The following is a 15044-nucleotide window of genomic DNA, read 5'->3' as shown; positions in this document are numbered from 1 at the left end:
CCCCAATTAAAATTTTAGAGGTTATAATGGCAACTGTTTCAATGCGCGACATGCTGAAGGCTGGTGTTCACTTCGGTCACCAAACTCGTTACTGGAATCCAAAAATGAAACCTTTCATTTTCGGTGCACGTAACAAAGTTCATATCATCAACCTTGAGCAAACTGTACCAATGTTCAACGACGCTCTGGCTGAGTTGCACAAGATTTCTTCTCGTAAAGGGAAAATCTTAATGGTTGGTACTAAGCGCGCAGCAAGCGAAGCTGTTAAAGAAGCAGCACTAAGCTGTGACCAGTACTTCGTTAACCATCGCTGGTTAGGTGGTATGCTGACTAACTGGAAAACTGTTCGTCAGTCAATCAAACGCCTAAAAGATCTTGAAGCACAATCACAAGACGGTACTTTCGAGAAGTTAACTAAGAAAGAAGCGTTAATGCGTGGTCGTGAACTGGCTAAACTGGAAAACAGCTTAGGCGGTATTAAAGATATGGGCGGCCTGCCTGATGCATTATTCGTTATCGATGCTGATCACGAACACATCGCAATCAAAGAAGCAAACAACTTAGGTATCCCAGTATTTGCTATCGTTGATACCAACTCTGATCCAGATGGTGTTGATTACATCATCCCTGGTAACGACGATGCGATCCGTGCAGTCACCCTGTACCTGACCGCAGTAGCGACTACCGTTCGTGAAGCGCGTTCACAAGATCTGGCTGCACAAGCAGAAGCTGCATCTTTAGAAAACGCCTGATAATCTTTACTCGAAAGAGTACTGGCATCAGATGTAATCTGTCAGGGGCCAGCAATGGCCCCTTCGTATATTCAATGTATTGGACGTCTTCCTAGACGTTTGATGCATATTCACTCCTACGAAAATGATGCTGTTTAGGTCCAATAATGGAAGTAAACAGGTCACAGTTAACCGAGGAAAATAGAATGGCTGAAATTACCGCTGCTCTGGTAAAAGAACTGCGTGAGCGTACTGGCGCAGGCATGATGGATTGTAAAAAAGCGCTGACTGAAGCGAGTGGCGACATCGAGCTTGCAATCGAAAACATGCGTAAATCTGGTGCGATCAAAGCGGCTAAAAAAGCGGGTAACGTTGCAGCAGACGGCGTGATTAAAACTAAGATTGCTGGCGACTACGCTGTAATCTTAGAAGTTAACTGCCAAACTGACTTCGTTGCTAAAGATGCTGGATTCCAAGCGTTCGCTGACAAAGTATTAGATGCAGCAGCCGCTGATAAAGTGACTGATGTTGAAGTGTTAAAAGCGCAATTCGAAGAAGAACGTGTTGCACTGGTCGCTAAAATTGGCGAAAACATCAACATTCGTCGCGTTGCAGTATTAGAAGGCGACGTTTTAGGTAGCTACCTGCACGGTGCTCGTATCGGTGTTGTGGTTGCAGCAACCGGTGCTGATGAAGAACTGGTTAAGCAAATCGCTATGCACATCGCTGCAAGCAAGCCAGAATTCGTTAAGCCTGAAGATGTGTCTGCTGAAGTTGTTGAGAAAGAGTACCAAGTACAACTCGACATCGCGATGCAATCTGGCAAGCCTAAAGAAATCGCAGAAAAAATGGTTAAAGGCCGTATGGAGAAGTTCACCGGTGAAGTTTCACTGACTGGACAAAGCTTCGTTATGGACCCAAGCAAAACTGTTGGTCAACTGCTGAAAGAGAAAGGCGCTGACGTAACAGGCTTTATCCGCTTTGAAGTGGGTGAAGGTATTGAGAAGGTTGAGACTGACTTCGCTGCTGAAGTTGCAGCAATGTCTAAGCAGTCTTAATGCTTAAAAGAACCGCCAGTTAGGCGGTTCTTTTTTGTCAAAGGTAACACTATCTGATTTTTTCTCATTCTGTTTTTTTCCACGAAAAATATGGGATGATTAACCCGAAAACCACTCCTATTATTCAGCCAATTTCCGGGAATAAATAATTATGGCGACGAACGCAAAACCTGTATATCAACGTATTCTTCTAAAACTGAGTGGCGAAGCGCTTCAGGGGACTGAAGGGTTTGGAATTGATGCGAGTATCTTAGACCGCATGGCTCAGGAAGTTAAAGAGTTAGTCGAACTTGGTATCCAGGTCGGTGTCGTTATTGGTGGCGGCAATTTATTCCGTGGGGCCGGTTTAGCGAAAGCGGGAATGAACCGTGTTGTCGGTGACCATATGGGAATGCTTGCTACAGTAATGAATGGTTTAGCAATGCGTGATGCGCTTCATCGTGCCTACGTTAATGCACGCTTGATGTCAGCCATTCCTTTGAACGGTGTTTGTGATAACTACAGTTGGGCAGAAGCGATAAGCTTGCTGCGCCAAAATAAAGTGGTTATTTTCTCAGCAGGTACTGGAAACCCATTCTTTACTACCGACTCGGCAGCTTGTCTGCGCGGCATCGAAATTGAAGCAGACGTCGTCTTAAAAGCAACGAAAGTTGACGGTGTCTTTTCTGCTGATCCCGTTCAATTCCCTGATGCAGTCCTTCACGATAAAATTAGTTATCAAGACGTTTTAGAGCGTGAATTGAAAGTGATGGACCTTGCTGCTTTTACGCTTGCACGTGATCATAATTTACCGATTCGTGTTTTCAACATGAACAAGCCAGGTGCGTTACGTCGAGTTGTGATGGGCGAAAACGAAGGCACATTAATCTCGCAATAATTCCTGTGTCTTAGAAAATAAGGTATATTCTGGTAGAGATAAGTTCGTTCGGGGCTGTCGGCCAGAGTGACAGGTAAAGTGAATAACTCCGACAGTGATCGGAGTGCATCAACAATCCAAGGGTTTTAAAGTGATTAACGATATCAAAAAAGATGCTGAAGTCCGTATGGACAAGTGTGTCGAAGCGTTTAAAACAGCAATCAGCAAAATTCGTACCGGACGTGCGTCCCCGTCACTGCTTGATGGTATTGTCGTCGAATACTACGGTACTCCTACGCCACTGCGTCAATTGGCTAGCGTTACCGTTGAAGATTCACGAACGTTGAAGATCAACGTTTTTGATCGCTCTATGGGGCCGGCTGTCGAAAAAGCGATTATGGCTTCGGATCTAGGTTTAAATCCAAGTTCTGCAGGCGCTGATATTCGTGTACCACTTCCTGCGCTGACAGAAGAGCGTCGTAAAGACTTAATCAAAATTGTTCGTGCTGAAGCTGAACAAGGCCGTGTCTCAGTACGAAACGTACGCCGTGACGCCAATGATAAAGTGAAGGCATTACTAAAAGATAAAGAAATCAGCGAAGATGATGATCGTCGTTCTCAAGATGATGTTCAAAAACTTACCGACGTAAGTATCAAAAAAGTTGATGCTGCACTTGCGGATAAAGAGAAAGAACTTCTCGATTTCTAAGCGTCATTTTGCTTTATAACGCCGTAACGAAGGCTCATTGATTGAGTTTTCTTACGGCGTTTTGTTTAGGTTATTTGGTAATGATGTTTTCTCATTTCACTAAGAGAATGGAAAGTCAATGCAACGATTAACGATACTGGGTTCTACCGGCTCGATAGGCACTAATACTCTGGATGTAGTGAGAGAAAACCCTGAGCTATATAAAGTAAGTGCCTTAGTCGGTGGAAAAAATTCTGCTTTAATGGCTGAGCAATGTGCAGAATTTCGACCAGATTACGTCGCGATGGCAGATGATAAATCAGCGAGTGAACTGCGGGAACGTCTTGCAGCATTAAAATTAACGATCGACGTTTCATCAGGTATACAGGCAGCATCAGAATTGGCGGCTTTGCCCGAAATTGATCAGGTGATGTCATCAATCGTCGGTGCATCTGGGCTCTTGCCCACACTTTCTGCGATTAAAGCAAGTAAACGCGTTCTTTTGGCGAATAAAGAGTCCTTAGTGACCTGTGGCAAATTATTCATGGATGCCGTCGGTGATTATAATGCCCGCTTATTACCGGTAGATAGTGAGCATAATGCTATTTTTCAGAGTTTGCCTGAGACTTTACAGCAGCAACTTGGGTATGGTGACTTAGACGAAAATGGTGTGGACTCAATTGTCCTAACTGGGTCCGGTGGGCCTTTTAGGCAAACACCAGTAGAAGAATTATGTCATAAGACACCGGATCAAGCCTGTGCGCATCCAAATTGGTCTATGGGTAGAAAGATCTCTGTAGATTCAGCAACCATGATGAATAAAGGGCTGGAGTACATTGAAGCGAGGTGGTTGTTTAATGCCCATCGCACACAAATGGAAGTTATTATTCATCCGCAATCAGTGATTCACTCAATGGTACGTTATCGTGATGGCAGCGTTATTGCTCAGTTAGGGACACCGGATATGAAAACGCCGATAGCCCATACGATGGCTTGGCCAAACCGCGTCCGTACCGGTGGTAAGTCCTTAGATTTTACGCAGCTACAATCTTTGACTTTCAATCAACCGGATTACCAACGCTACCCTTGTCTAGCTCTGGCTATTGAGGCGTGTGATAAAGGTCAGTCCTTTACTACTGCGTTGAATGCAGTCAATGAAATTACGGTCGCCGCGTTTTTGGAGGGGCGGATTTTATTTACTGATATTGCGGCACTAAATTCAGGTCTTTTAGGTCAAATTAGCTTTAGCGAGCCGAAGAGCATCGAAGATGTTTTACAAATAGATGAAGAGAGTCGCGCCTTAGCGCGTCAACAAATAGAAAGACACTTCTAGGCCTTTGCTGTAGGGCAACAGATTTGTCGCTCTATAAGTAAAATGGTATAGTCGCTCGCCGTCTTTTTCTGATTTCACGCGTACTCTTAATAAAATGGAATAGGCTACCGGAAAAAAGTTGCGAATAAATCGAAGCGTTTTTAATAGAGAGTAAAGCCCGATATGTTGTCAAAAGGCCGAAATGAAGCAGAATGGCTACCTCAAGTTTTACCACAACACGTTGCTATTATTATGGATGGGAACGGGCGTTGGGCGAAAAATCGCGGTAAACTCAGGATGTCAGGCCATAAAGCTGGCGCTAAAGCTGTAAGAAAAACGGTACGTTTTGCAGCTAAACATCACCTTAAAGCGCTTACTCTTTATGCTTTTAGTAGTGAGAATTGGAGCCGCCCGGCTCAAGAAGTCACCGCGCTAATGGAGCTTTTTATCTGGGCTTTAGAGAGCGAAGTAAAATCCTTACATAAAAATAATGTTCGCTTACGCGTGATTGGTGATACGTCTGGTTTCAACAAAAAAATTCAAGATCGCATTGCTAAAGCGGAAACCCTTACGGCAGATAATAGCGGCTTAACCTTAAATATCGCCGCAAATTACGGTGGACGTTGGGACGTAGTCCATGGCGTCAAACAGCTCGCTGAACAAGTGAAGAAGGGAGAATTACAACCAGAAGATATTACGGAAGATAGCTTGAACTCGCAGCTTTGCCTCTCGGACTTACCTGCCGTGGATTTGGTGATAAGAACAGGTGGTGAGTATCGAATAAGTAATTTCTTGATATGGCAAGTGGCGTATGCCGAGTTCTATTTTAGCCCGGTGCTTTGGCCCGATTTTGATGAACAAGAATTTCAAGGTGCGTTGGATGCCTTCTCCCAGCGGGAACGCCGATTTGGCGGTGTTGTGTCCAATGAATCTTAATATCCGGGGGTTTTTTTGTTAAAGTCTCGACTCTTAACTGCAATAATTCTTATACCACTAGTTATTGCGGCACTCTTTTTCCTCCCCGCCGACGGCTTTGTTCTTGTCGTATTGGCCATTACTATGCTCGCTGCATGGGAATGGGGACAGTTCGCAGGGCTTAAGACACCCTTACAACGAATTCTTTTAGCGTTGGTGTTCGGATTGTTACTCGCCGGTATGGTATTTATGCTCCCACCTTATCAACGGGATATACATCAACCTTATGTCGCTCTCTCATTGTGGATCTCTCTTAGCTGGTGGTGCGTCGCATTACTGATGGTACTTGCCTACCCAAAATCGAAGATATTATGGGAACGCTCAAGACTTTTACCCTTAATTTTCGGTGCATTAACACTAGTCCCTTTTTTTTGGGGCATGCTAGTCTTACGCCAATATCATTATGATTTTGACCGCTACGCAGGTGCGTGGTGGCTATTATTTGTGCTTCTGTTAGTGTGGGGCGCTGATTCGGGAGCCTACCTTTTTGGAAAGCTATTTGGCCGGCATAAACTTGCACCGAAAGTATCACCAGGCAAGACCCTTGAAGGCTGTTTAGGTGGATTAGCGACCTCAGCAGTGATTGCGTGGATATTTGCGTATTTTGCGCCCCTCAATGTTGCGCCGACAAGCCTAATTTGTAGTGCAGTCATTGCCACGTTAGCTTCTGTATTGGGTGACCTGACCGAGAGTATGTTTAAACGTGCGTCGGGGATCAAAGACAGTGGCAACCTGATCCCTGGACATGGCGGCATTCTCGATAGAATCGATAGTCTAACTGCTGCGGTTCCCGTGTTTACTTGTGTGTTATTACTCATATTTCAGGTGAAATGAGGAGTTAACCTTTGGGAAGTTTTTTCTGGAGTCTTGCAGCGTTTATTGTCGCTATAGCGATTCTTATCACTGTTCATGAATTTGGGCATTTTTGGGTAGCGCGACGTTGTGGAGTTTGGGTTGAGCGCTTTTCAATAGGTTTTGGTCCCGCCATTTGGCGACGTAAGGACAAGCGGGGGACAGAGTTTGTTATCGCGATTATTCCTCTCGGCGGTTACGTTAAGATGTTGGATAGTCGTGTTGAAGCGGTACCAGAAGATCGCCGTCATGAAGCTTTCGATTTTAAGACCGTGGGTCAACGCAGTGCCATTATTGCCGCGGGACCGGTAGCAAATTTTCTATTTGCAATCGTGGCTTATTGGTTAGTCTTTATGCATGGCGTGCCAGCAGTTAAACCCATCATTGGACAGGTGATGAATGGTTCGATCGCTGAGCAATCGCATTTGTCTGCTGGTGAGGAACTAAAATCGATCGACGGTATCGAAACGCCTGATTGGGATGCTGCCCGTTTAGCTCTGATATCAAAAATTGGTGATACTTCAGCTGAACTAATGGTGACTCTGCGTGGTCAACAGGGGCAGGTCGAAAAACATCTCGATTTGCGAGAATGGAAATTTGACCCTGAAAAGCAGGATCCATTGACCGCCTTAGGCTTGATTCCGGTTCAACCAAAAATTGAACAAGTGCTTGCCCAAGTGCAAAAAAGTTCTCCAGCCGACAAAGCAGGTTTGCAAGCCGGCGACAGGATCGCTAAAGTCAACGGTCAGCAGGTGAACGATTGGGCCTTTTTTGCCAAGCTGATTAAAGATAATCCACAAAGGTTGTTAAAAGTGGAAGTCGAACGTGGGGGAAGCTTAGTGGCGTTGAACTTAACGCCAGAGGCTAAGCCGGGTTCAAGTAAAGAGGGCTTTGCAGGGGTAATACCTCGTGTTGAACCGCTTCCGGATGCTTATAAAACGGAGCACCGTTACGGTCCATTTTCTGCCTTGGCAGAGGCCACGACTAAATCCTGGCAACTGATAAAGCTTACTGTAACAATGCTTGGTAAGTTAGTGTTAGGCGATATCAAGCTGAATAGCCTTAGTGGTCCAATTTCGATTGCACAAGGTGCAGGGGCCTCAGCGGGATATGGCATGATTTACTATTTAATGTTTTTAGCATTAATTAGTGTGAATTTAGGGATTATCAACTTAGTTCCCTTACCTGTGTTAGATGGAGGGCACTTACTCTTTCTGTTGATTGAGAAAATCAAAGGTGGAGCAGTGTCAGAGCGAGTTCAGGCGTTCAGTTATCGTATTGGTTCAGTACTACTAATACTGTTAATGGGCCTGGCACTTTTCAATGATTTCTCTCGCTTGTAGACGTTAATCTACTTGTGAGGATTAGTTAGGAACACGCAAAAAAACGATGGCGATGAAAAAATTGCTCATAGCGTCGCTGCTGTTCAGCAGCGCCACCGTGTACGGTGCAGACGATTTCGTGGTGAGAGACATTCATTTCGAAGGCCTGCAGCGAGTCGCTGTCGGCGCGGCCCTGCTCAGTATGCCGGTACGTGTTGGTGATACAGTCAACGACGATGACATTAAAAACAGTATTCGTTCCCTCTTTGCAACGGGTAACTTTGAAGACGTTCAGGTTTTACGTGATGGTAATAACCTGATTGTTCAAGTTAAAGAACGCCCAACCATCGCCAGTATTACCTTCTCAGGTAATAAGGCTGTCAAAGAGGATCAACTTAAACAAAATCTAGAAGCTTCTGGAGTACGCGTTGGCGAAGCGCTTGACCGTACGACTATCTCTTCGATTGAGAAGGGACTCGAGGATTTCTACTATAGTGTCGGTAAGTATACCGCTAGTGTTAAAGCTATCGTTACGCCACTACCGCGTAATCGTGTTGATCTGAAATTCGTCTTCTCTGAAGGTGTGTCTGCTAAGATTCAGCAGATCAACATTGTCGGAAACAAGGCCTTCAGTTCTGACGAGCTTATCTCGCGTTTTCAATTACGTGATGATGTGCCGTGGTGGAACCTCGTTGCTGATCAGAAATATCAGAAACAAAAACTTGCTGGTGACTTAGAAACTCTACGTAGTTTCTACTTAGACCGTGGTTATGCACGCTTTAATATCGACTCGACCCAAGTCAGTTTAACCCCTGACAAGAAGGGTATTTATATTACTGTTAACATTAACGAAGGCAGCCAATATAAAATTGCTGGCGTTGATGTTAATGGAAACATGGCGGGTCATTCAGCGGAAATCGAAAAGCTGGCTAAGATTGAGCCAGGCGAGCTTTATAACGGTGCTAAAGTTACGCAGATTGAAGATAACATCAAAAAACTGCTAGGAAACTATGGTTACGCTTATCCTCGTGTGATGACTCAACCTGAGATTAACGATGCAGATAAGACGGTGAAACTACACATCAGTGTTGATTCCGGTAATCGTTTCTACGTCCGTAAAATCCGCTTTGAAGGCAATACCACTTCTAAAGATTCCGTCTTACGCCGCGAGATGCGTCAAATGGAAGGGTCTTGGTTAGGAAGTGGACTTGTCGACCAAGGTAAAGAACGTTTAAACCGTACAGGTTACTTTGAAACCGTTGATGTTGATACTCAACGTGTCCCAGGTACCGCTGACCAAGTTGATGTTGTTTATAAAGTTAAAGAGCGTAATACGGGTACCTTCAATATTGGTGTCGGTTACGGTACGGAAAGTGGCGTCAGCTTCCAAGTTGGTGTGACACAAGATAACTGGATGGGAACAGGTAATACCGTAGGCATTAGTGGTACGAAAAATGACTACCAAACCTACGCTGAACTCTCCATGACCGACCCATACTTTACCGTTGACGGTGTAAGTTTAGGGGGGCGCTTATTCTATAACGACTTCAAAGCGGATGATGCGGACCTGTCCGACTATACCAATAGAAGTTATGGTTTAGATGGCACCCTCGGCTTCCCGATTAATGAAGACAACTCTTTACGTGTTGGCTTGGGTTATGTGCATAACGATCTGTCTGATATGCAACCACAAGTTGCAATGTGGCGTTACTTCAAGTCTGTGGGCAAAAACTTCCCAACGACCAATGATGATAGTGACTACTCTACGGACGATTTCACCCTCAACTTGGGCTGGACCTACAACACCCTAGACCGCGGGTTCTTCCCAACGTCGGGTAACCAGACTAACTTGAACGGTAAGGTCACTATCCCTGGTTCGGACAATAAGTTCTACAAAGTCACCTTAGATAGCCAACAATATGTCCCGCTTGATAAGGATCGTACTTGGGTCTTACTCGGCCGTGGTCGCTTAGGCTATGGCGACGGACTGGGTGGTAAAGAGATGCCGTTCTACGAGAACTTCTATGCAGGGGGTTCAAGTACTGTTCGTGGTTTCCAATCGAATACAATCGGTCCTAAAGCTGCCTACTACAACTACGGGTCGTCTTCAAATTGTGAGAATTCAACTAGCGCAATTTGTAAGTCGAATGATGCGGTCGGCGGTAACGCGATGGCAGTAGCGAGCTTAGAATTAATCACGCCAACGCCATTTGTGAGCGAGAAATACTCTAACTCGTTAAGAACCTCTGTATTTGTTGATGCAGGAACAGTTTGGGATACGAACTGGGATGATACCGCACAAATGCGTGCGCTGGGCATTCCTGACTACAGCAAGCCAGGCAATATTCGCGTTTCGTCGGGTGTCGCTCTGCAATGGATGTCTCCGCTTGGGCCACTAGTGTTCTCTTATGCACTACCGATTAAGAAATACGAAGGCGACAAATCGGAACAGTTCCAGTTTAATATCGGTAAAACGTGGTAATATATTATCGGTAAATCAATTGCGATGGCAGGGAATTCTCCCTGTCATTTTGCATAAAATGGTGTTTTACGCACTCAAGGTAATGGAAAGGAGTATATAGTGAAAAAGTTGTTATGTGCCGCGGGTCTTGGATTGGCATTAGCTGCATCAGCTGCACAAGCTGCTGATAAAATTGCAGTAGTGAACGTCTCCAATATTTTCCAACAGTTACCCCAACGTGCAACCGTTGCGAAGCAATTGGAAAATGAGTTCAAAGGTCGTGCGACTGATCTTCAAGCACAAGAGCGTGCTATCCAAGCTCAAATGCAGAACCTGCAACGTAATGGTTCAACCATGAAAGCAAGTGAGCGTTCTAGCTTAGAAAAAGATATCATGGCTAAGCGTCAAAGCTTTGAGAATAAAGCGCAAGCTTTCGAACAAGACAATCGTCGTCGTCAAATGGAAGAGCGTAATAAGATCCTATCTAGCATCCAAACTGCAGTTAAGAAAGTTGCTGACGATGAAGGTTATGACGTAGTGCTAGATACTAACTCAGTTGCTTATGCAGCAAATTCAAAAGACATCACTGCTGATGTATTGAAACAGGTAAAATAACCGATGGCATCTATTAGTCTGGCTGAATTAGCCCGCCAATTAGATGCAACGGTGCATGGAGATGGCGATATCGCCATCTCCGGCATTGCGTCGATGCAATCAGCAGGTGCCGAACAGATCACATTTCTTGCAAATAGTCGCTACCGCGAGCAACTCTCTCAGTGTAACGCTGCAGCTGTGGTGCTGACGGAAGCTGATTTAGAATTCTGTCGTAGCGCAGCATTAGTGGTGAAAAATCCCTATCTCACTTATGCAAGATTAGCGCAAATTTTAGATACCACTCCTCAGCCTGCAGAAAATATTGCCCCCTCAGCAGTCATCGCCAACGATGTGTCGCTCGGTAATAACGTCTCTATAGGTGCTAATGCTGTCATAGAGTCCGGTGTAATATTAGGGGACAATGTAGTGATTGGCCCTGGCTGTTTTGTTGGAAAAAAGACGACAATTGGTGCAAATACGCGGCTTTGGGCGAATGTAACGATTTATCATGAAATTATTATCGGTAGCGATTGCTTAATCCAGTCAGGAACGGTAATTGGTGCGGATGGTTTCGGCTATGCAAATGACCGAGGCAATTGGATAAAAATCCCTCAGCTTGGTACTGTTGTGATAGGTGACCGGGTTGAGATTGGTGCTTGCACGACGATCGACCGCGGCGCGTTAGATAATACGCAAATCGGTAACGGTGTGATCATCGATAACCAATGTCAGATTGCACATAATGTCATTATTGGCGACAATACTGCCGTGGCAGGTGGAGTCATCATGGCGGGTAGCTTGAAAATTGGACGCTACTGCATGATTGGCGGTGCCAGTGTCATCAACGGTCATATGGAAATTTGTGATAAAGTGACAGTAACTGGAATGGGAATGGTAATGCGGCCAATTACTGAGCCAGGCATCTATTCTTCTGGAATTCCGTTACAATCCAATAAGCAGTGGCGTAAGACTGCTGCACTAGTCATGAATATAAATGAGATTAGTAAACGTTTGAAAACGCTCGAACGTCAAGCTACTTCGAAAAGCGACAACTAAGAGCCTAAGGCCATCCTCACGTCATCGTTGCATAATTATATAAACAATGAAATGTGCGCGGCCTATTTACCCTTTGCGACCGGTTAATTTTTGTACCGCGTCGTGTTTTTGCTAACATTTTAGAGCAGGAAGAGTATCTTGACTACTGAAACACGTACTCTGGCGATTGAAGAGATCTTTGATTTACTTCCACACCGCTATCCATTTTTACTCGTTGATCGCGTTTTAGATTTTGAACCACATACTTATTTGCGTGCGGTTAAAAATGTCAGTGTAAATGAACCGTTCTTCCAAGGTCACTTCCCGGGTAAACCAATTTTTCCGGGTGTGTTGATTCTTGAAGCGATGGCTCAAGCCACCGGAATTCTTGCGTTCAAAAGCGTTGGTGGGCTAGAACCTGGTGAACTGTACTATTTTGCTGGTATTGATAGCGCGCGCTTTAAAAAGCCAGTTGTTCCAGGCGACCAGATGGTGATGGAAGTCACCTTTGAGAAGACTCGCCGTGGACTTACTCGCTTCAAAGGGGTTGCAACCGTTGACGGTAAAGTCGTCTGTGAAGCGACCATGATGTGTGCCCGTAGCCGGGAGGCGTAAAAGTGATTGATCAGTCAGCTCGCATTCATCCCACAGCCATTGTCGAAGAAGGTGCTAAAATTGGCCCTGAAGTGACTATTGGTCCTTTTTCTATCATTGGACCGAACGTAGAAATTGGTGCCAGAACGGTACTAAAGTCTCATGTGGTGGTAAATGGTTTCACGCAGATAGGGCAAGATAACCTCATCTTTCAATTTACGTCTATTGGTGAAGTCAACCAAGACCTAAAATATGCGGGAGAGGATACTAAGGTGGTCATTGGTGATCATAATAGTATCCGTGAAGGTTGTTCTATTCACCGTGGCAGTGTGCAGGGAGGTGGGGTTACTCGACTTGGTAATCACAATCTCCTAATGGGGAATACTCATATTGGACATGATGGGCTGATTGGTAACCACTGTATCTTCGCTAATAATGCAACACTCGCTGGACATGTGACAGTAGATGATCACGCAATTATTGGCGGAATGACCGCAGTACATCAGTGGTGCACCATTGGTGCTCACGTGATGGTTGGTGGCTGTTCGGGAGTGGTACAAGATGTTCCACCTTATGTGATTGCACAAGGTAACCATGCTTCACCTTATGGTGTGAACATCGAAGGGCTCAAACGCCGCGGCTTCAGTAAGGAAGCATTACATGCAATTCGTAATGCTTACAAACTACTGTATCGCAGTGGTCGTCCTCTTGAAGAGGTTAAGCCAGAAATCGCTGCTCTGGCTCAAGAGCATAGCGAAGTCCAACCCTTCTATGATTTCTTCGCACGCTCGACTCGCGGTCTAATACGATAAAAGGTTTTCATGCGTCCTTTGACTGTTGCCCTTATCGCCGGAGAAACCTCCGGCGATATTTTAGGTGCCGGATTAATCCGTTCACTTAAACAAAAAAATCCAAATATCCGATTCGTAGGTATCGCTGGCCCGCTAATGCAAGCAGAAGGCTGCGAAGCATGGTATGAGATGGAAGAATTGGCAGTAATGGGGATCGTCGAAGTATTAGGCCGTTTAAAAAGATTATTACAGATCCGCCGTGAGTTAACTCAGCGGTTGACAGCGCTTAAGCCTGATGTTTTCGTTGGAATCGATGCCCCTGATTTTAATATCCCGTTAGAAGGCAAATTAAAGCGAGCGGGAATTCCAACTATCCACTATGTCAGCCCCTCGGTTTGGGCATGGCGTCAAAAAAGAGTCTTTAAGATAGGCCGTAATACTAACTTAGTACTAGCCTTTCTCCCCTTTGAGAAAGCGTTTTACGACCGCTTTGATGTCCCTTGTCAATTCATCGGCCATAAAATGGCGGACGATATCGCTCTTCACCCTGATAAACTCGCGGCAAGACAGACTTTAGATATTCCCCCTCAAGCGCGTTGCTTAGCGCTGCTACCGGGTAGTCGCTCGAGTGAAGTGGAAATGCTGAGCGCTGATTTTTTACGGGCTGCGGTCCTGCTGAAAGAGCGTTATCCTGATCTTGAAATCGTTGTTCCTGCTGCCAATGCACGCCGCGCGGAACAGTTCCTTGCCATCAAGCAGGAAATTGCACCAACCTTATCATTGCACTTGGTAGAGGGGAAAGCCCGTGAAGTGATGATCGCGAGCGATGCCGCGATATTGGCTTCTGGGACCGCTGCATTAGAATGTATGCTGGCCAAATGCCCGATGGTGGTTGGCTATAGAATGAAGCCTTTTACTTTTTGGCTAGCCAAGCGTTTAGTTAAAACGCAGTGGGTATCTTTACCCAATCTTCTCGCCGGTAAGGAATTAGTGAAGGAGTTGCTTCAGGAAGAGTGTACTCCTCAGAACTTAGCATCAGCCCTTGAGCCGTTACTGCACGAGAGTCCTGAGCGACAGGAATTATTAAATACTTTCCTAACATTGCATCAGCAAATACGCTGGGATGCAGATAATCAAGCTGCAGAAGCAGTACTAGGACTTATCAATGCCTGATTTTATCTATCCTAACGCACACTATATCGCCGGTGTTGATGAGGTGGGACGCGGCCCCTTAGTGGGGGATGTTGTCACAGCAGCCGTCATTTTAGATCCGAATAACCCTATTTTAGGATTAGCGGACTCGAAAAAAATAAGTGAAAAGAAGCGGCTGATACTATGCAGCGAAATTAAAGAAAAAGCGTTATCTTGGTCAATCGGCCGTGCAGAACCGCATGAAATAGACCAGCTTAATATTCTTCATGCGACGATGCTGGCGATGCAGCGAGCGATTGCGGGGCTATCACTGACGCCTGATTTTGTATTGATTGATGGTAACCGTTGTCCAGTTTTACCAATGCCTGCTCAAGCAGTGGTGAAGGGGGATAGTTTAGTGGCAGAAATCAGCGCGGCTTCTATTCTAGCGAAAGTCACTCGAGACCAAGAAATGGCGTTACTCGATGAGCAATATCCAGAGTATGGATTTGCCCAACATAAAGGCTATCCTACTGCTAAGCATCTGGAACAATTAACACGTTTTGGTCCAATTCCAGAACATCGTCGCAGTTTCGCGCCGGTCAGAACTATTTTGGCTATCCAGTCCAGCTAATCAGACAACT

15 protein-coding genes are annotated in these 15044 nt (G+C 45.3%); all 15 read left to right on the top strand.

Annotated features, from left to right (window positions below):
- Positions 1–26 precede the first annotated feature (26 nt).
- A complete protein-coding gene (rpsB, locus tag QJR74_RS11495; protein WP_062811995.1) occupies positions 27–752 on the top strand; it encodes a 30S ribosomal protein S2 in 726 nt (241 codons plus the stop codon).
- Between the two features lie 185 nt (positions 753–937).
- Positions 938–1789 carry a translation elongation factor Ts gene (tsf, locus tag QJR74_RS11490; protein ID WP_214216564.1) on the top strand — a complete coding sequence of 284 codons (852 nt, stop codon included), beginning with the start codon at positions 938–940 and terminating at the stop codon, positions 1787–1789.
- 151 nt (positions 1790–1940) lie between these two features.
- Positions 1941–2666, top strand: a complete 726-nt coding sequence (pyrH, locus tag QJR74_RS11485) for a UMP kinase (RefSeq protein ID WP_092672316.1) — start codon at positions 1941–1943, stop codon at positions 2664–2666.
- Positions 2667–2796: 130 nt separating this feature from the next.
- The gene (gene frr / locus QJR74_RS11480; protein WP_062811997.1) at positions 2797–3354 is read left to right on the top strand and encodes a ribosome recycling factor; all 558 of its coding nucleotides are present in this window, start codon (positions 2797–2799) and stop codon (positions 3352–3354) included.
- Positions 3355–3472: 118 nt separating this feature from the next.
- Entirely contained in the window at positions 3473–4666 is a 1194-nt protein-coding gene (gene ispC, locus QJR74_RS11475) for a 1-deoxy-D-xylulose-5-phosphate reductoisomerase (protein ID WP_304371981.1), read from the top strand.
- A 162-nt stretch (positions 4667–4828) separates the two neighbouring features.
- Positions 4829–5581, top strand: coding sequence for a (2E,6E)-farnesyl-diphosphate-specific ditrans,polycis-undecaprenyl-diphosphate synthase (gene ispU, locus QJR74_RS11470; RefSeq protein ID WP_304371980.1), 753 nt, complete (start codon positions 4829–4831; stop codon positions 5579–5581).
- A gap of 15 nt (positions 5582–5596) precedes the next feature.
- Positions 5597–6454, top strand: a complete 858-nt coding sequence (cdsA, locus tag QJR74_RS11465; RefSeq protein ID WP_304371979.1) for a phosphatidate cytidylyltransferase — start codon at positions 5597–5599, stop codon at positions 6452–6454.
- 11 nt (positions 6455–6465) lie between these two features.
- A complete protein-coding gene (gene rseP, locus QJR74_RS11460) occupies positions 6466–7815 on the top strand; it encodes a sigma E protease regulator RseP (RefSeq protein ID WP_304371978.1) in 1350 nt (449 codons plus the stop codon).
- Positions 7816–7861: 46 nt separating this feature from the next.
- Complete coding sequence (bamA, locus tag QJR74_RS11455; protein WP_304371977.1) at positions 7862–10276, top strand: outer membrane protein assembly factor BamA; 2415 nt, start codon at positions 7862–7864, stop codon at positions 10274–10276.
- A 99-nt stretch (positions 10277–10375) separates the two neighbouring features.
- Positions 10376–10870 (top strand): molecular chaperone Skp, encoded by a 495-nt coding sequence (gene skp, locus QJR74_RS11450; RefSeq protein ID WP_214219036.1) that lies wholly within the window; start codon positions 10376–10378, stop codon positions 10868–10870.
- 3 nt (positions 10871–10873) lie between these two features.
- Entirely contained in the window at positions 10874–11905 is a 1032-nt protein-coding gene (gene lpxD / locus QJR74_RS11445; protein WP_304371976.1) for a UDP-3-O-(3-hydroxymyristoyl)glucosamine N-acyltransferase, read from the top strand.
- 138 nt (positions 11906–12043) lie between these two features.
- Positions 12044–12499, top strand: a complete 456-nt coding sequence (gene fabZ / locus QJR74_RS11440) for a 3-hydroxyacyl-ACP dehydratase FabZ (protein ID WP_214212055.1) — start codon at positions 12044–12046, stop codon at positions 12497–12499.
- A gap of 2 nt (positions 12500–12501) precedes the next feature.
- Positions 12502–13290, top strand: a complete 789-nt coding sequence (lpxA, locus tag QJR74_RS11435) for an acyl-ACP--UDP-N-acetylglucosamine O-acyltransferase (protein ID WP_304371975.1) — start codon at positions 12502–12504, stop codon at positions 13288–13290.
- Between the two features lie 9 nt (positions 13291–13299).
- Positions 13300–14442, top strand: coding sequence for a lipid-A-disaccharide synthase (lpxB, locus tag QJR74_RS11430; protein WP_304371974.1), 1143 nt, complete (start codon positions 13300–13302; stop codon positions 14440–14442).
- Positions 14435–15034 (top strand): ribonuclease HII, encoded by a 600-nt coding sequence (gene rnhB, locus QJR74_RS11425; RefSeq protein ID WP_304371973.1) that lies wholly within the window; start codon positions 14435–14437, stop codon positions 15032–15034. The genes lpxB and rnhB overlap by 8 nt, the downstream gene beginning before the upstream one ends.
- Positions 15035–15044 lie beyond the last annotated feature (10 nt).

It is taken from the genome of Tatumella ptyseos, assembly GCF_030552895.1.
Lineage (GTDB): Bacteria > Pseudomonadota > Gammaproteobacteria > Enterobacterales > Enterobacteriaceae > Rosenbergiella > Rosenbergiella ptyseos_A.
Note: the sequence above shows the minus strand (reverse complement) of the source record. Positions and strands in the feature narration are given on the sequence as shown.

What these genes read in the sequence shown, in the direction of transcription:
- rpsB (WP_062811995.1), top strand. Translation starts at nt 27, where the DNA reads ATGGCAACTGTTTCAATGCGCGACATGCTGAAGGCTGGTGTTCACTTC.
- tsf (WP_214216564.1), top strand. Translation starts at nt 938, where the DNA reads ATGGCTGAAATTACCGCTGCTCTGGTAAAAGAACTGCGTGAGCGTACT.
- pyrH (WP_092672316.1), top strand. Translation starts at nt 1,941, where the DNA reads ATGGCGACGAACGCAAAACCTGTATATCAACGTATTCTTCTAAAACTG.
- ispC (WP_304371981.1), top strand. Translation starts at nt 3,473, where the DNA reads ATGCAACGATTAACGATACTGGGTTCTACCGGCTCGATAGGCACTAAT.
- ispU (WP_304371980.1), top strand. Translation starts at nt 4,829, where the DNA reads ATGTTGTCAAAAGGCCGAAATGAAGCAGAATGGCTACCTCAAGTTTTA.
- bamA (WP_304371977.1), top strand. Translation starts at nt 7,862, where the DNA reads ATGGCGATGAAAAAATTGCTCATAGCGTCGCTGCTGTTCAGCAGCGCC.
- lpxD (WP_304371976.1), top strand. Translation starts at nt 10,874, where the DNA reads ATGGCATCTATTAGTCTGGCTGAATTAGCCCGCCAATTAGATGCAACG.
- lpxB (WP_304371974.1), top strand. Translation starts at nt 13,300, where the DNA reads ATGCGTCCTTTGACTGTTGCCCTTATCGCCGGAGAAACCTCCGGCGAT.
- rnhB (WP_304371973.1), top strand. Translation starts at nt 14,435, where the DNA reads ATGCCTGATTTTATCTATCCTAACGCACACTATATCGCCGGTGTTGAT.